Below are 17,605 nucleotides of genomic sequence, written 5' to 3' on the forward strand. Positions count from 1 at the left end.
ATAAGGAACCCAACATGCGTTTCTCGTTAAAAGCAGCTACCGCAGTAGTCAGCGCTTCTGCGTTGGCTATTGCGAACCTGCCTACCTCCCTCGCACAGTCGGCGGAGCAGTCCTTCAACGGCAAGGACACCTGCATTTCCATCGATTCCAACGGCAACATCGTCGCCCCACAGCCGGGTGACTGCACACAGTTCGGCAAGGGCGGCCAGGGCAACACCGACGCCCAGGCACGCAACGTCATCTTCATCCTGGGCGACGGCATGGGCCACCAGGAGATCACTGCTGCTCGTAATTACCTCAAGGGCGCTAACGGCCGCTTCGAGGGCCTCGACGAGCTGACCGCGGCAGGTGCTTACACGACCTTCGCCGTGGGCAAGGACGGCAAGCGTCAGTACGTCACCGACTCCGCCGCGTCCGCAACGGGCTGGTCCACCGGCACGAAGACCTACAACGGTGCGCTATCCATCGATATCACCGGCAAGCCGCACGAGAACCTGCTGGAGATGGCGAAGAACGCCGGTATGCGCACCGGCAACGTCTCCACCGCGGAGATCCAGGATGCGACCCCGGGCGCGATGCACTCGCACATCTCCAAACGCGGCTACTACGCGCCGTCCGGCGACGCGAAGCCGGTCAAGGGTGCTGAAGCTCGCGAAAACGGCGGTCTCGGCTCCATCTCCGAGCAGATCATCGACACCCGCGCCGACGTCACCCTGGGCGGTGGCCGCAAGTACTTCGACGCCGAGGTTCAGCAGGGTGGCGAGAACCGCAACCCGTTCCTGACCGACAAGAACGACGGCGGCGTCGACTGGGAGGCCGGCAAGTCCGTCCGCGAAAACGCGATTGCCAAGGGCTACCAGGTTGTCGACGACAAGCAGGGCCTCGAGGGCATCACCGTCGCGAACCAGGACCAGCCGGTGCTCGGCCTGTTCCACGACAAGAACATGACCCGCAAGTTCGAGCAGACCGTGCCGGTGAAGTCCGACGGCACCACCGAGCCGGAGGTCTGCAAGGAAGCTGATCGCGGCGACGAGCCGTCCGCAGCCGAGATGACCAAGAAGGCTATCGAGCTTCTCGACGACAAGAGCGCCGACAAGGGCTTTTTCCTCCAGGTCGAGTCCGCCTCCATCGATAAGGCGGACCACGCAGCCGACGCCTGCGGCATGATCGGCGAGACCCAGCAAATCGACGAGGTTATTAAGGAAGCCCTCGACTTTGCCAAGGCGGACGGTGAGACCATGATCGTTGTCACCGCCGACCACGCGCACACCGCGGAAATCATCCCGGACGGCCGCCCGTCAGTGTCCGCCGTAACTCGCCTGAAGACGCCGAAGGACGGCACCACCATGTCCATCGGCTTCGGCACCCAGCCGTGGCTGGATGAGAACGGCAACCCGGTCTTTGACAAGAAGGCCAACGGCGACCCGTTCGACACCCCGAACTTCTCCATGATGCACACCGGCACCCAAGTGCGCATCGCAGGCTTCGGCCCAGGCTCCGAAAACGTCAACGGCCAGCTCGACCAAACCGACGCCTTCTACGCGATGGCCAACGCGCTCGGTCTCAACGGTGGCACCGAGGGTGGCCAGGAGCCGTGGAAGATCAACAAGGACAACAAGGTCATCTCGCTGGCCAACCGCTCCAAGGCGAAGCCGGGCGACCAGCTCTGCTACCTCGTCTCCGCAGGCGAGGCACCGAAGGTCGGCGACTGTGCACAGTTCGGCACCGAGGGCCAGGGCATCGACAACGCCAAGGCGAAGAACGTCGTCCTGCTCATCGGCGACGGCACCGGCGACTCAGAAATCACCGCTGCCCGTAACTACCTCAAGGGCTCTGCAGGCCGCTTCGAGGGTCTCGACGACCTCGACTACACCGGCTACCTGACCACCTTCTCCCTGGACAAGGAGACCGGCCTGCCGAACTACGTCGGTGATTCCGCTGCAACCGGCACTGCATGGAACTCCGGCGTGAAGACCTACAACGGCGCGGTCGGCGTGGACAACGCCGGCAAGCCGGTTGCCACCCTCGGCGAGATCGCAAAAGCCAAGGGCCTGAAGATCGGTAACGTCACCACCGCCGAGATCCAGGACGCCACCCCGGCAGCCTTCGCTGCACACGCAATCAAGCGTTCCTACTACGCACCGTCCGGCGACAAGAAGGTCGCAGAGGGCGAGCAGCTGCGTGAAAACGGCGGTCTTGGCTCCATCTCCGAGCAGATCGTTGACCTGCGTGCAGACGTCACCCTCGGTGGCGGCCGCAGCTACTTCAACACCGAGGTCGTCCAGGGCGGCCAGTGGGGCGAGAACGGTAACACCTGGACCGCAGGTAAGACTGTCCTGGAAAACGCGAAGGACAATGGCTACCAGGTTGTCACTAACGCCTCCGAGCTCGACGCGATCGCAGAGGCAAACGCCGACAAGCCGGTCCTCGGTCTGTTCTCCGAGGGCAACATGCCGCGCACGCTGAACCAGTCCATCCCGACCACTGACGGCGGCGATCTCGAGCCGGCCACCTGCGTGGCTAACCCTGAGTTCACCGAGGAGACTCCGCGTCTGGCAGCCATGACCTCCAAGGCGCTCGAGCTGCTGCAGAACGACAAGGGCTTCGTGCTCCAGGTCGAGTCCGCCTCGCCGGACAAGGCCGACCACCAGGCTGACGCCTGTGGCCTGATCGGCGAGGTCGGCCAGCTCGACGAGGCCGTCCAGGCTGTTCAGGATTGGGTGGAGAAGACCGGTGAGGAGACCCTGATCGTCGCCACCGCCGACCACGCTCACACCGCACAGATCACCTACGAGAACCAGAACACCGCTGGTCGCGTCACTCAGCTGACCACCGTTGAAGGCTCCACCATGGCCGTCAACTTCGCCACCTCCAAGACCAACGAAGACGAGGATGCGCTCGGCGGCCAGCAGCACACCGGTGCGCAGCTGCGTGTCGCAGCCTCCGGCCCGGGTGCCGCGAACCTCACCGGCCAGATCGACCAGACCGACCTCTTCTTTGCCAGCCTGAACGCGCTGGGCATCGATCCGGTCAACCACAATCTGACCTTTGAGAACAAGATGCAGCCGGTGGAGGAGACCACCGCGGGCGACTCCGCCGCCGGCTCCTCCGTCGACTCCCCGGCGCTCATCGCCACCCTGGCCATTGCAGGCATCGCGGGCCTCATCTCCCTGATTGCCCTGCTGGCACCATTTGCTGTCGACGGCGCCCTCGGCCCGATCGCGAAGTTCTAGCCAGAACTACATGCCCAGCATCGGCAGTTTGATGCCGAAGTGGGGCAGCGCGAAGAACAGGCCTGCGATTACCAGCAGCGCCGCAATTACCCCACCGACAATGGCCGGCACGTTCACGTCCGCCTTGGCGGTGGGGTATTTCACGTCCGCTCGCATGCCCTTGGTGCAGGTTTCGGCGGCGGTGGCGTCGGCGTCGTCGATAAGCATGCGCTTCGCGGCGACCTTCCCGGACGGGGTCTCCGTCCACGCCTTGTACACGTCGCCATCCTTCGCGGTCAGCGGCGTCTCCGTGCGCTTGGTATCCTCCGGGCCAACGCGCCACGAATCCGTGTCAATCGCCTCCAGCGTGCGATTCACAGTCGGCTCCGACTCCTTCATCGTCTTCTGCGCATCCGCATACTTTGCGACGAGACCCTCCGGCAACACCTTGCCAAACTCCGCCTTCTCACCCTTGAGCGCCTTCTCGTTCTCCGCGACAACGCCCGGGTAGACCTGCTCGATCGCCGCGATGAGATCGCGAGCCTGCTCGTAGTCACCGATCGCCTTGGAGTCGTCGAACCACGACTCGATGAAACGCTTCTCGGCCGGCGCAAGCTTCACGGCGCACACGCCGTCCTTGTCCTTCGCGACGACGGTGGCGGCGTTCGCCGGGGTGGCTGCGCCGGTCGCGGCGACAGCGCCGAGTGCGAGCGTTGCTGCGGTTGCGTACGCGGCGATACGGGTGGTGGTGCTGGTCATGGTTTTCCTCCTCGGAGTGTGAGTGTGTGTACGGGCTGTACCACCTCAGTGTCCAGGAAGACGTGTTGCGACAGCGTTAACGCGCGATGGTGGGGGCGTTGCCGGGTAGGATCCTGGGCGAAAACACCGTGTCAGAAGCAATGTGATGAACCAGGGGTGAATGGAAATTTCACAAATGCAGTTAGCCGCTTTGCTAGGCAATGGAGTTTCTCCATTGGAACCATCACCGGTCGATTACATTTTTATGTTGCTCACGTTGGTGGCTGTGGTGCTACTAGTTACCAGCTTGGTTGTATTTTTCAGGCAACTTAACAGACGACCTAACAGACGATGGTCGGATGTCTGGATCGTGCTCTTTCTGGTGTTCATACCCGTGGTAGGGCCGTTGGTGTATCTGCGGCATGTGCGGTCCAGCAAAAAGAGCGACAAAAAATCGTAGATGTGTGAGGCAAGGCCTAGTTTTGGGTTAAGCGTGGGGGCGTGGCCTGGGCAAAATAAAGAGTGGCCCCCGCATCCCACTGAAGGGATGAAAGGCCACTCAAGTTTGAAGCGCGCAACCACTTGCGCTTTCCGGGACTGCGAACTTAATCCCAGCCGGCTCGAGAGGTGGTGGGTTTTAGCCCAAATCCCTCGAGAACCCCAGTATAGAACTGACATCAGTTAAATCAAGCATTTTCTGATCCAATCGTCACAATATTGACTTTGCCTTGCTGAATGTCAGCGAAACTGTCTAATTCGAGGGCTCGTCTCAGCCGACCAGCAACTCGAGCTTTCGGTGTATTTCGGACTGTTGGGTCCATTCGACCATGCCGGCGTTCGTAGGCGATGGAACTAGCAACAATATCTGCCAGCTGAATAAAGTCACTAGCCTCTGAATTGAAATCGTATGCTTCAAGAATGTTGCGACCGGTTATTTGGTAGCAGTGTCGTGACTATCCGGTAGCGCTTCAGTGAGTATCCGGTAGCGGCTCAAATTGCATTCGGTGATGGTTCCCGTATCCGCTTCATTCGGGTGCGGCTCGTTCCGGATGAAGTCCGCTTTTGAAATTGGAGCTATGCCGCGGAAGCCTCTACTGTCGGCGCGACTCTTCGGCACTAAATTGAACCCAGCCCGGTTGCAGTTCACCTCGCTTCAGGAGCGGCCCAAGCCCATCCTTGATGCACGACGCTTCGGGGGAGTTGGTACCGGTGCTCCGCGTACTTGGTACTGCAGGGCGCTTTCATAGTTCATGCTTCAAGTACCGTGTTTCGGTGAAGCTGTGACAGCGCGACCTGTCATAAGAAGGAGACGCCTGGAGCCTGCTCGCGAACTGCACCGCTGTCTCGATTCCAGGCCGACAACAGTGGTCGTGGGACTTTCTGGGGAGCCCGGGCCCCGAGCGTTCTCAGCACCGAAGACTCGCTGGACCGTTGTGGGCAGTTGCGAATAACGCTGACGGAGAGCCGGCTGCAACATAGCGGACACCGAAGCCGCATAGAAGTCTTCACCATGCGCAAGGACACCCCCAGTGGCCTGCTCGAACGAGTAATGCCTGCAGCCGGGGTCATACAGTCGGCCCGGCTCGGCTGTCCAGGTACCAACTACTCGGAACGCGGCAGTACCGAGCCCTCGGAGCGCCGGCATCAAACCCGCCCCTGTCAACGCGGCCATCCCTGGATCCTTGACAGACCCGCCGCCCGTGCCGAGCCTAGGCGAGCCTCCGCTACCGGATACTCACTCAGGCGCTACCAGATACTCACCACACCGCTACCATTTCAGTCTTCTAAACAGTGTGCACCGCAGGCTGATGATGCGATGCTCGCGTCGTTTCGCCAGTCGTGCCGGTGATGAGTGTGGGCGTGAACAACGGTCTTGAAAGGTGTCACCCGCCCGGTATCTTCTGGCCCATTTAGAAGCGGTTGCAGGTGAGACTTGGAAACGTTCAGCAGCTCGACGGATCAACCAACCATCATCAACTATTAAAGAAGCCAGGCGTTTACGTCCGATTGGGGTCAAAGGTGCGTGAGCGTGGGACATGAAGACCTCCGGTTAAGGATAGGAGATGTGCTAAACCCCATCCTGCCGGAGGTCTTCACTTTATCTCGAACGTTCACAACGTCCCGAGGAACTACAGCTAGCTGAACTGAGGCAGGGGTATCACCATGGGCGAACCTGTCTCCGGATCAGGAGCGATCCTGCATGGCAGTTCATAAACGTGTTCGATGAGTTCCGCGGTGATGACATCTGCCGGCGGCCCGGAAGTGACAACCTTGCCGTCTTTCATGACAATTAGGTGTGTCGCGTACCGGGCTGCCTGGTTAAGATCGTGCAGCACTGCGACAATGGTGCGACCCATGTTGCGTCTCAGCCGCTCGAACAAGTCCAGCAAGCCGTATTGATGTGCGATGTCTAGAAAGGTTGTCGGTTCGTCTAGGAGAAGTATCGGTGTCGCTTGTGCGAGCACCATTGCCACCCAGACTCGCTGCCGTTGACCACCTGAGAGCTCATCAACCTGGCGGCCAGACAGGTCCGATATTCCAGTCGCAGCCATCGCTTCGACCACAGCATCGTCATCAGCTTTTGACCATCGGCCGAAAATCCCTAGATGCGGATGTCGACCACGTGCTACCAGGTCCTCAACACGGATACCCTCGGGCGAGAAAGAGGACTGTGGGAGTAAGCCGAGTCGTGTCGCAAGACGTCTGGTGGGGACATGCGCAATGTCGGCACCGTGTATGAGGACGCGGCCCTGTTCGTATGGCAGAATTCGCGAGATGGCGCGGAGCAATGTCGATTTTCCGCAGGCATTCGGGCCGATGATTGCTGTATACCCACCTTCAGGAACTATGAGGCTGAGATCCTCTGAGATAACACGTCGGTTGTGTCCGACAGTGAGGCTCTCGACCTGGATCGCTGTATTTAGTGTCGAGTGTTGCCAACTCACGGGTGTGTCTCTTGTAACGATCTTCATTCGTTTCTCCACGGCTTGATACTCATTTGTCCCATTCCTTGAACAGCTAGCGCGGGCTCTTCGGCAGCATCAGCGAGTAACTCGACGTCGACACGTGTATCTGGGTCGGTGAGGTCAGCCTTCTGTTGCATGGCGGCAAAGTATGCTTGCTGAATCCTTTCGTCGCGGGAAGTGCTATCCCTTCCTTTCTTCCAGTAAGCCGCCGCGAAAAGGTGATCCCGTTCATGCCCACTGTCGGTCAGGCAGCGGCGAGCCATTGCAACGTTTGCCGTTTCGGCGGCAATCCAAATCTGGACTCGTCGCTCTACGGTGCTGCCGGCGAACGTTGAGGACAGCCCTTCTCGGAGTTCCTGAGGTGTCCAAGCCGTACCGACGCGGAGAGCCAACTGCAGGCCGGGATGTTTCGGAAGAAGTGCTGTCACGTCATCTGCGTTGTGGACTTGTAACAAGGCGTTAACCCGGTGGGTGCTGGGGATCGCACGGAGAATTGTTGCTATTGCGGGGAGTGCGCTCGCGTCAGCGACTAAGAGGTGATCGTCGATACCATCGCCTATAGCGAACTCACGTCGTACAGCGTGGATTTCTGTGCGGTTGCCTGGTTTCACCTCGCTGAGCCAGTGCTTCATCATCCCGCCGGAGTGACGAAGTATGTCTACCTCGATCGTCTCTGGCGATGGTCTGTTCGCTACAGTCATGGCGCGGAGCAGCATGTTTCCCTCTCGACCGGGAATTGCGAGTTTTATAGCGTCCGCCGGGAGGGTCGGTGAATAAGCAACAAGCTCGGGTGCAGTGAGTGTCACACGCACGTAGCTGGGCGCGATCTCTTTGACACCGACTATTGTCGCCTGGCCCGAGATTGGGGCCATTGCCTGTTGCGTCATTTCCCGGATGAGGCTCCTGATGCTGCTCATGTGAGATCATGCCCTTTCAATATGACGGTGTGCTCTGGTTGCCAGATTCGTGCGTCGCGGTGGCTGACGAAAATGAGTGTGCTGGTGAGCTTGGTGAGAGCATTGACGACTTGTTGCTCTGTTGCCTCGTCGAGAGCGGAAGTGGCCTCATCAAGGATGAGAATAGGGGCATTCTTGACCAGTGCGCGGGCGATCGCAACTCGCTGTCGTTCCCCGTGGGAGAGTAATTGTCCGTGGACGCCGACCAGTTGATGGACGCCGAGCGGATCGCGAGTGACTACCTCGCCCAGGCCGGCCCTGTTCAGAGCGTCGATAATGTCATCCTCTCGGGCACCCGGATTCCCAAGACTTACGTTTTCAGCCAGCGTTCCTGTGAAGACTATAGGGTCTTGCGGCACATAGGCGACGTGCGAGGTGATTTGCTGTTCGGTAAGCTCTTTGAGCGGTACGCCTCCGAGAGTGATTGTTCCCCGCACTGGGTCGTCGAACCGCATAAGCAATCCCAACAGTGTGCTCTTTCCTGAGCCACTGGGACCAGCGAGGTGTAACCGGAGGCCTTCAGGAATGCTTACCGTCACACTATCAAGCACAGGCGGCTGGGTAACGGAAACAACCTCAATGTCATGTCCGTCAGGAACACGGCTAGTTTTGCTTGGGTGCACCGGCAGGGTCTGTGCTGTAACGACCGCTCGGTATGCAGATGAATGCGCACGTAATTCGTTGGCTGTGATGCCTAGGAGCGCTAAGTCGTCGAGAGGGGCGCCGGCGCGCCCAGCCAGTATCAGCAGCGCTAATGCTCCAGTCGGCTCGGAAAACCCGCCTGTGCAGATGAGGTAGATCACTATGCCCGCGAGCGGAGTGAAGCTTGCAATCGCGGATATGAACGTTGCAGGCGCTGCAGCACGGTTTGTTCGTGCCATTGCCTGCTCCTGACGGTTCCAGACCTGTTCGACGCGGAGTAGGGCCTTATTTGGGCCTGCCGCGGTGCGTAGCAGATCGAGGTGTTCGACTAGTTCGATAGTCGCCGCGGTTGCTTCGTGCTCAATCGCGTGTCTCTCGGAATCGGCGCGTGCCAGGCGGCGCTGAGCGAATGTTTGCGTTGCTAGAGCGGCGATGAGTAGCGTTGCCAGGATTGCCGACTCCCGGAGGCCGCTGACGACCCAAACAGCCACGACTAGCAATGTTGGCAGGAGGGGGGTGACGATGAGAGTCTGCAGTTGGTGCGCGGGAACCCCCATCAGTGACGGGATGCTGCGTCCTGCGACCGACGTGATCAGTGCGCGATGGTCGGCAGTGAACCATGCTAGCTTTGCGCGGGCGAGGGAATGCCCAAGCGAGGCGTAAAGGTCACCCGCCAGCCGTGCCCCTCCTAGGTATCCGGCACGTGAGACCAGTACCGTCACAACGACCGAAACCGTCGCTGCCGCGATCACCAACAAAGCACTGCCCTTATCCCGGACCGCAAGAGCCAAAACTGTGTAGGCGACCGCTTCGATGAGTGCGACTAGAGCCCAGCCTGCACCAGCCCTTACTAATCTGCTGCGAGCTGCATGGGCAATCTGAGTAGTTGCCACGTAGTGCTGACATTCTCTAAGGCTCATCATGCTCTGCCCTCTTGCAAACTCGCCGCAGGATTGAGTAAGTGCCGATTATCGGCACGTGCTGCGAGATGCAGATCGTGGGTCACGATGACGATGGTTTTCCCTTCCACGTGCGCAAGGAGTTCGAGCTCTTTCCATACGCGTTCCGCCATGGTGTCTTCGAGTGCGCTCGTCGGCTCGTCCAGCAGAATTACTTGCGCCGGGGAAAGGAATGCGCGGGCAAGCGAGAGCCTCTGTTGTTCTCCGCCCGACAGTGTGCTCGCATCGGTGTCAAGGGGTACGCGGAACTGTGCGCGGCGGAGGGCTTCAATGCAGGCGCTGTCATCAGCATTTGGAAGTACCAGTCGTAGGTTCTCGCGAACAGTCGCCTGAAAAACAGCAAGACCCTGAGGGATTAAGAGTACGGTTTCGGCCCGTACGTTCTCATCGAGTGAGGAAATGTCGGTGCCGCCAATTCTCACGCTACCGACATGGGGACGCTGCAGCCCGGCAAGTATGCGCAGGAGGGTACTCTTCCCTGCTCCGCTCGGACCGATGATCGCGGTGACGGTTGACGCCTCAAGGTCCAGGGTGAGTCCCTCGAAGAGCCCGCGCTTATTAGCAAATGCGGCGAGATGGTCAACCTTGATGCTTGGGGTTTTGGTGACGGTATTCACCGCTCCATGTGGCAGCGCAGGTTCCGAGAGTAACGCTCCAATTCTGGAAGAGGCCGCGTACCCACTGCCAACATAATCTAAACCGTGTCCGAGTCGCAGTGCAGGAGTGACCAAGGCGAGACTGAGTAGCAACGTCGCTGCGAGAGTTGCTGTATCCCTGCCGTAACCCACCGCATACGCGATCGCATAACTGGCTACCGCTTGAAGGAGCGCGGTGGCGATGGCTGCCGGGGTCGCTACTCGTTGCACCCACGCGATGATGCCGCTGGCAAACCGCCTTGTTGCATCCGTATAGTCTGCTAGCGCTCCTTTGGCTATGCCGTAACTACGGAAGATATGGATGCCGCGCGCATAGTCATCGACCGCGGTTGTGATCTCACTCATGAGCCGGCTTCGTTCTGCGCCGTGCTTTGCCGATCTCCGTGGAATCACCGTCAGGTATACGGCAGCTGCGAGTAGGCCAGGTACTAAAGCAGCGAGCGCCGTCGGGCCGGCCAACATCAACAGGAGCAGGACTGAGCAGATAGGGATCACGATCACTACCGCCACCTCGGAAGGCAAATGGGCGATCATGTAGTGCAACGAAGCGATGTCTTCGGAAATTAAGCGCCGTAACTTGTCGACTGGGTAAGAGCCCAGGCGGTCAGATGGAAGGCGCAACAGGTGCCGAGTTATTTCACGGCGCAGGCGCGCCTCGAACTGACCCTCTACCGAGTGAGCGAGCCATGACGAGGCCGCTGACAGCAGTGCCGCAGCCAACCAAGCAACGCAGATCTTGGCGGCTAAATCCGCGGACGGCGCATCGATCATGCGTACGATTCCCCAAATCGCGACCAGCGCGGCTACACCGGAAAGCGCCGCCCCAAGAGCCGCAGCCGTGAGGCCGGGAACCGAGGGGCGCAGGGCCGGGCGGACGGCAGGATCAATCAAGAGAGGCTTGTTTGCCATGCTGAAAGTATACATGTATATTTAGGCTAGCCAAACCTTAGAAGGATGAAATGAGTAAGCTGGATCACGGTCGGATTGTGGACGAGGCGATGTCGGTCATCGAGGCTGACGGCGAGACCGCGCTCTCCATGCGATCGCTTGCCGCGCGTATGAAGGTCACACCCATGGCCCTCTACCGGTACTTTGATGACCGCGATGCGCTGCTACTCGCCCTCGTTGAACGAGTGTCGGAGGCGATCGAGCTCCCCGAGCTCACTGGTGCTCCAGCCGACAGGGCAGCGGATCTCGCTTTGTACCTGCACGATTTCCTTGTGCAACATCCGTGGATGATCCGCCTCATCTCAACTGGGCGGCTCGCAAGCCCGGCAGGGATGCAATTCCCTGAAGGTTTCCTCACTTGCGCGCTTGATGTCGGGTTCGATGACGAGGCAGCATTTCTGTTTTACCGCACGATGTTTGCCACGATTCTGGGACAAGCGACGATTACATCCGCGAAACAGGAGAACCCGTCAGGGTTGAGCCTGAGTCAAGCCAAAAATGAATCCCTGCGCAAAGTCACCGCTCTATTGCCGCGCTGGCGTGAACTGGATACAGCAACAACTCCTTGGCGGGTCTTTAGATTAACCGCCTCATCGCTCCTGACTAAATGACAATCATGTTTCCCAAAGAAGAAAGAAGAAAGAGTTATGCCCGAATCCCTCACCCGTCGTTTTTTACCCGCGCTCGCCGCGTTGCTGTCCGGTGCGCTTTTGCTTGGAGGCTGCGCTTCAGATGAGCAGCCTGAATCGGCAACACAAGAGCCTGTCAATAGCACCAGCACGGAGTTCCCGGTCACACTACACAACGCCTACGGTGATATCACGATCCCAACTAAACCGGAACGGGTGGCCGCCTTGGGGTACGCCGATGTTGCACTGGCTTCTGCAATGGGGGCGAACGTCGTGGTGGCTCCGGAATCATTCACGAAAATTGCAGGAGCAGGTGATGAGAGGAATCTACCCTACATCGACCCGCTCCCAGCAGAAACTACGTGGCTCAATCCGATGAGCATCAATGTTGAACAAGTCGCCGCTGCGAAGCCTGACGTCATCTTGGCCACTGCCGCTTTTACACTTGATGAGGCAATGTACTTGCAGCTCAGCGACATCGCACCGGTAGTCACCTATGAAGAAGCGCTTTATTCTGCCCCTAGTGAGGAGTCTGCCCAGCGAATCGGTCAGGCGCTTGGAGAGAGTGACGCTGCAGAGCTATTAATTCAGCGGGCTGACGAGGCCGTCGCGGAAATCCGAGCAGAACTACCCCACCTTGCTGGTGGTACTTTCCTGTATGGGCAAGCTCGTGACGGAGTGGTTGTGATGCTCGTGGACGAGGATAATGTTACCGCTCGTTTTATGCATCAACTCGGACTAGCTTCTCTTCCTGCTGTTGCCGAACTTGGTGGGCAAGGGTCCGTACCAGGTTCGATAGATGTGAGTTTTGAGCAGGCCCCACTGTTCAATGATGCCGGGGTGCTGTTCATGACATTCCAGTCCGATGCATTACAGGACAAGTTTGAAACTGACCCGATCGTGTCCAAGCAGCCCATCATGTCCGAGCGATACATGCCCGTCGGGCTCGAAGCTGCGACTGCTCTGCAGGACCCAAATGTGGCCTCCATACCGTGGCTGTTGAATGAACTGCGTCCGGGCCTCGAACTCATTCCTGCGTCGTGACGGTCTCGCTCGAGGGGGTGCCGCGGCTGCAAACAAGGAAGCTGAGGTTGCACCCCCTCGGAGCCAGTGTCATGGTGATTGCCTTGCTATGCGCCCTGACCGTCGCAAGCGTTCTCGTTGGTTCGCGACCAGTCACCCCTGCGGAGTTCTCAGAACTGCTCGCTGGTCACGGCACAGACGAACTGAAAACACTCGTGTGGGAAGTTCGTGTACCTCGAACACTCGCCGGGTTGCTCGTCGGTGTCGCATTGGCATGGTCGGGGGCGCTCATGCAAGGAATGACTCGTAACCCGCTCGCTGACCCCGGCCTACTTGGTGTCAGTTCCGGGGCGGCTTTCGCTGTCGTCATTGGCGTAGGCTGGTTCGGCCTACGGTCAGCAACCGCTATTGCGTTCCTCTCAGTCACTGGTGCGGCAGTCTTAACTACGATTGTGCTTGCAGTCGGGCTGAGGGGCAGGGCAAATGGGGCAACCCTCATCCTCGCGGGTGTCGCGTTCAGTATGACCACGTCAGGTATTCAATCTGCAGTCACCCTGTTAAATCCGCGGGCTTTGGACGCGATGCGCGCATGGTCAGCCGGATCCCTAGCGAGCCCAGACATCAATGTGCTGACCCACATCGTCCCAGTTTTCTTGACGGGTGGGACTCTCGCGTTTCTTCTGACACGCCAACTTAATGCTCTTGCGCTGGGCGACGATTTGGCACGCGCTCTCGGCTTGCACCCATTGCGTACTCGAGTTGGAACGGGTATCGCTATTGCTTGCATGGTCGGTGCGGCCACCGCTATCGCTGGGCCCATCGGGTTCATAGGGCTGATGGTTCCACACATCGTTCGGCCCTTCACGGGCCCCGGTATGGGCCGTGTCCTACTGGCCGGCACAGCAACTGGTGCCGCGCTAGTTCTCGCCGCCGACGTCATCGCCCGCATCGCACTCTGGCCTGGCGAGCTTCCTGTTGGTGTTGTCGCCGCAGCATTCGGAGCCCCCGTACTGCTAGTGCTGATCAGGAAGACCCGATGACGATCTTTTCCACTCCACAGGCGAGAAATCGATTGCAGTGGGGAATCTCACTCACCGTCTTAATCGTCGTCCTCATCGCTGCACTGCTTTCGGGCGACCTGCTACTCACTCCCGTGCAAGTTTGGGACGCAATTACCGGCCGTGCCGACTCATTTACGACCACGGTCGTGCTGTCGTGGAGGCTACCACGCGCACTCGTTGCGATTGTATTCGGGGCAGCCCTCGGTGCAGCGGGCGCGGTCTTCCAAACCCTGACCCGCAACTCTCTAGGCAGCCCAGACATCATTGGATTCAACGCTGGCGCCTACACTGGCGTGCTGATCTCCCTGATCATCCTCCCTGCGGCAGGGTTTGTCGTCATCGCGAGCGCCGCAGTCATTGGAGGCCTCGCCACCGCCGCGGCAGTCCTCATTTTCTCGGCGTCGGTGGGGACAAAAGGGCGTGGCTTTGTCCTCACGGGAATCGCAGTCAGTGCGCTACTTACTTCACTCAATACGTGGCTCCTTTACAAGACAGATACAGCAACCGCAACCACTGGGTCAATATGGGCCGCCGGAACTCTCGACAACACCCGGTGGCAGCACGCGACCCCTGCGCTGGTAGCGCTCATACTCGCTGCAACCGTCACCGCACTGTTCACTAGGAAACTGCACATTCTGGCACTTGGAGATGACCTTGCAACCTCACTCGGTCTCCGCGTCAGAGTGGACCGGGTAATCCTCATCATTTGCGCAGTGACACTCACTGCCATCACAACCGCTATCGCAGGCCCCATTCTGTTCATAGCACTCGCCTCACCTCACCTGGCCAAAACACTGCTGCCTTATGGACGACCAGTCCAAGCGGCAGGAATAACGGGTGCCATACTTCTCAGCTGTGCTGACTGGATTGCCGCACACGCATTCGCCCCGACTCAAATACCAGTCGGAGCCGTAACAGTTAGTTTGGGGGGAGGATACCTCGTTCTGACCATCTTGTTCCGAAGGCAATGAAATTGAAGGGGTGATATTTTTCCGCTATCTAATGCCTGGGTTTTGTTCAATGGTTAGGGCGCTTCGAGGGGTCAAGCGCGAAAAGACTCACACCGTGTTGCACTTCAAACTAGAACACGGCGCGCCTGGCATGCGGGTGCTCCAGAAGTAAGCCGGGTGGGGTGACGGCACGGCGCACCCGCCCGGCCCTCGTACCACTGACGACCATCGCAGCGCCCCAGAAGGAGCGTTTCATGAACCGCATCACCAGGCCGGGGGGTCGTGCCGGGTAACTACGCGTCCGATAGTCGAACGTGGGATTCCCAGGTGGTAGCTGATGCGGTGTGGTCCCCACTGGCGTGTGCTGTTGCGCGGTCGTATCTAGTAACACCGTGGTGAGTATCGAGTAACGCATTGGTGAGCATCCAGTAACAGTCCGGGGGAGGATTCTGGTGACCGCGTGACTTCAGGGCACGCGGCGTTACCAGAGGAGTCTGATTGTGACTGACTACCGGGCGGTAATGGATCAAGTGCTCAAAGGCTGGTCTGTCCGCCAAATCTGTTCGAGTCTGCGGTGCTCGCACACCACGGTGCAAAAAGCACGCGATGCGCTAGCGGAACACAACATCACAACGCGTGAGCAACTTCGTGGGGTTGCAGATCATGAGCTAGCGGACTGGTTCGTCGACGGGCGCAGCCATGCTCAGGGCGATTTCGTTCCGATCGATTTCGACGCTGTCGCCAAGGCGCGTATCGGGCGCAACAAGGTGACTTTGCAGGTGCTGTGGAGCCGCTACACCGCGCAGCCTGCGGGGCTGGGCCAGCGGTATTACAGCTACGAGCGGTTTCGCCAGCTTGTAGCCCAACACGTTGATGTAGCTGGGATAACCGCCAGGATCACCCATGCCCCAGGCCATACGATGCAGGTGGACTGGGCAGGCACGAAGATGCGACTGTTTGACCCCACCGGCGGGCAAGGCTCGAAGGTCAGTATCTTCGTCGCCTCGCTGCCGTACTCGGGCATGGTATTCGTCTGCGCGTGCGCTAATGAGCGCCAAGACGCGTGGCTTGCAGCCCATATACGCGCGTTCGAGTACTTCGGCGGGGTCGCCGAGGTCATCGTGCCAGATAACGCCTCGACAGCCTCGAACGCGATCAGTGCTGCGGACAGGAATCGCCGGGTCAACTCCACCTACGAGGAGTTTTTGGAGTATTACAACACCGCCGCGTTGCCGGCCCGTGCAAAACGCCCCAACAAGGCCAGCGTCGAAGCTGCAGTCAAGATCATCACCCAGAACGTCATCCACGCACTCGATGGCCACCAGTGCGACGGGATAGACGAGCTCAACGCAAAAATCACTGCCCTGGTTAATGGGATCAACGCTGCCGAACCGTTTCGCGGCAATGCGACGAGCAGGCGCGCATTGTTTGATCAGTTCGAACGCGACGTGCTCACCGCGCTGCCTGAAACACCGTGGCAGCGTACCGAATGGAAACGCGCCAAAGTCGCACCGAATTTCCACATCAGAGTGCACAACGCGCATTACTCGGTACCCCACCTACTGGTGGGCCGCACCGTGGACGTGCGTATCACCGGTGATAGCCTTGCCGTCTTCGACGCTGGGCAGCGTGTGGCCACTCACCAACTCGCACGTGCCCGTGGAGTGTACGTCACCGACACTGACCACATCCCGGCGAACATAAGTGACACCCGTGGGTTGTGGACAAGCGAGTACTTCCTGCGCGAAGCTGCCAAAATCGGGCCAGCCACCCGCCAAGTGATCTCCGAGCTCATCGAAGCCAAGGCGATCCCTGCCCAGGCGTACCAAGCGTGCCGCAACGTACTCAACATGGGCAAACACGCCAACAAGCCAATCCTCGAAGAAGCCTGCCGGCGTTTGGTGTCCACTGACGGCGCCAGGCGTTCTGTGTCGTATACCGCGGTGAAAAACATGATGGCCGCCGTACGCAAAGACACCTCCACACGCCCCACAGGCACCGATGTACCAACCGACCAATCAACCGGCAGACCCATTGACGGTGTGCCTGCCCCCGCAACCCGTGACACACGCGGCGCCTACCTCGGTGGTGCTGCCCAGTTCAGCCTCGAAAACCTCACCAAGAAAGGATCTGCATAACCCATGCCCCACCCACAGCCAGCATCAGCATCCGCCCGCTTCCTCGACGAATCAGTCCTGCCGATCTTTACCGACCTGCGCATGACCGCCTTCGGACAAAGCGTCATCGACATCGCCGCCGATCCTGCATTCGACGACTGGAGTTTCTTAAGACAAAGTGCTCTACGCACTCGACAAAGAGGTAGCGGCCAAGCGTGAGAGACGAGTCAACAAACTACTCAAAGCATCCCGATCGCCAAATCCCGATGCTTGTATCGAAGACATCACCTACACGCCCGGCCGCACCATTAACAAAGAGCAAATCACCCGACTCGCTCACTGCCAATGGTGCCAAAGCGCACAAAACATTGTCATCCTGGGCAAATCCTCCGTCGGCAAAACCTACCTCGCCCAAGCACTACTCACCGCGGCGTGCCGAAACGACTACTCCGCACGCTTCTTCCGCACCGACACACTCGCCAACCACCTCGCCGTGCTCAAACACGACGACCCAGCCCGCATCACATTCCTCGAAGACCTCCACCACACCGACGTGTTAGTCCTCGACGACTTCCTCACCACCCCAATCGATGCCGCCACCGCACACCAACTACTCAACATCCTCGCAGAACGCGAACCCCGCGGATCAACCATCGTGACATCCCAATTCACACCCGACGAGTGGTACAAATCCATCCCCGACGCCGTTATCGCCTGTGTCTGATCTGATGTAGGTGGTCCAGTTCGG

At 59.3% G+C, this 17,605-nt stretch carries 12 protein-coding genes and 1 pseudogene; 7 read left to right on the forward strand and 6 right to left on the reverse strand.

Features of this window, described 5'->3' with window-relative positions; all coding sequences use genetic code 11:
- The first annotated feature begins 14 nt into the window (after positions 1-14).
- Complete coding sequence (locus tag HMPREF3120_RS06980; protein ID WP_070451652.1) at positions 15-3,233, forward strand: alkaline phosphatase; 3,219 nt, start codon at positions 15-17, stop codon at positions 3,231-3,233.
- 6 nt (positions 3,234-3,239) lie between these two features.
- Here HMPREF3120_RS06980 and HMPREF3120_RS06985 read toward each other — a convergent pair whose 3' ends face one another.
- The 6 genes and pseudogenes from HMPREF3120_RS06985 to HMPREF3120_RS07005 all read right to left on the reverse strand — a co-directional run bounded on the left by HMPREF3120_RS06985 (position 3,240) and on the right by HMPREF3120_RS07005 (position 11,038).
- A complete protein-coding gene (locus HMPREF3120_RS06985) occupies positions 3,240-3,971 on the reverse strand; it encodes a hypothetical protein (RefSeq protein WP_070451654.1) in 732 nt (243 codons plus the stop codon).
- A 1,771-nt stretch (positions 3,972-5,742) separates the two neighbouring features.
- A pseudogene (locus tag HMPREF3120_RS11740) lies at positions 5,743-5,988 on the reverse strand (leucine zipper domain-containing protein); the annotation flags it as partial.
- 97 nt (positions 5,989-6,085) lie between these two features.
- The gene (locus HMPREF3120_RS06990) at positions 6,086-6,922 is read right to left on the reverse strand and encodes an ABC transporter ATP-binding protein (protein ID WP_083284822.1); all 837 of its coding nucleotides are present in this window, start codon (positions 6,920-6,922) and stop codon (positions 6,086-6,088) included.
- Positions 6,919-7,833: a siderophore-interacting protein gene (locus HMPREF3120_RS06995; protein ID WP_070451656.1), complete on the reverse strand. Its 915-nt coding sequence runs from the start codon at positions 7,831-7,833 to the stop codon at positions 6,919-6,921. Before HMPREF3120_RS06995 ends, HMPREF3120_RS06990 begins: the two co-directional genes overlap by 4 nt.
- Entirely contained in the window at positions 7,830-9,437 is a 1,608-nt protein-coding gene (locus tag HMPREF3120_RS07000) for an ATP-binding cassette domain-containing protein (protein WP_246815438.1), read from the reverse strand. Before HMPREF3120_RS07000 ends, HMPREF3120_RS06995 begins: the two co-directional genes overlap by 4 nt.
- Positions 9,434-11,038, reverse strand: a complete 1,605-nt coding sequence (locus HMPREF3120_RS07005; protein ID WP_070451673.1) for an ATP-binding cassette domain-containing protein — start codon at positions 11,036-11,038, stop codon at positions 9,434-9,436. The genes HMPREF3120_RS07000 and HMPREF3120_RS07005 overlap by 4 nt, the downstream gene beginning before the upstream one ends.
- 50 nt (positions 11,039-11,088) lie before the next feature.
- Here HMPREF3120_RS07005 and HMPREF3120_RS07010 point away from each other — a divergent pair, with 50 nt between their 5' ends.
- The 6 genes from HMPREF3120_RS07010 to HMPREF3120_RS07035 all read left to right on the forward strand — a co-directional run bounded on the left by HMPREF3120_RS07010 (position 11,089) and on the right by HMPREF3120_RS07035 (position 17,581).
- Positions 11,089-11,688, forward strand: coding sequence for a TetR/AcrR family transcriptional regulator (locus HMPREF3120_RS07010; RefSeq protein ID WP_070451658.1), 600 nt, complete (start codon positions 11,089-11,091; stop codon positions 11,686-11,688).
- A 36-nt stretch (positions 11,689-11,724) separates the two neighbouring features.
- Positions 11,725-12,750, forward strand: a complete 1,026-nt coding sequence (locus tag HMPREF3120_RS07015; protein ID WP_070451660.1) for an ABC transporter substrate-binding protein — start codon at positions 11,725-11,727, stop codon at positions 12,748-12,750.
- A 71-nt stretch (positions 12,751-12,821) separates the two neighbouring features.
- Positions 12,822-13,769, forward strand: a complete 948-nt coding sequence (locus tag HMPREF3120_RS07020; RefSeq protein WP_070451662.1) for a FecCD family ABC transporter permease — start codon at positions 12,822-12,824, stop codon at positions 13,767-13,769.
- Complete coding sequence (locus HMPREF3120_RS07025; protein WP_070451664.1) at positions 13,766-14,761, forward strand: FecCD family ABC transporter permease; 996 nt, start codon at positions 13,766-13,768, stop codon at positions 14,759-14,761. The genes HMPREF3120_RS07020 and HMPREF3120_RS07025 overlap by 4 nt, the downstream gene beginning before the upstream one ends.
- 479 nt (positions 14,762-15,240) lie before the next feature.
- Positions 15,241-16,878, forward strand: coding sequence for an IS21 family transposase (gene istA, locus HMPREF3120_RS07030; RefSeq protein ID WP_083284823.1), 1,638 nt, complete (start codon positions 15,241-15,243; stop codon positions 16,876-16,878).
- A 157-nt stretch (positions 16,879-17,035) separates the two neighbouring features.
- The gene (locus HMPREF3120_RS07035; protein WP_246815439.1) at positions 17,036-17,581 is read left to right on the forward strand and encodes an ATP-binding protein; all 546 of its coding nucleotides are present in this window, start codon (positions 17,036-17,038) and stop codon (positions 17,579-17,581) included.
- Positions 17,582-17,605 lie beyond the last annotated feature (24 nt).

Origin of the sequence: Corynebacterium sp. HMSC11D10, assembly GCF_001806995.1 — a bacterium.
GTDB classification, from domain to species: Bacteria; Actinomycetota; Actinomycetes; order Mycobacteriales; family Mycobacteriaceae; genus Corynebacterium; species Corynebacterium coyleae.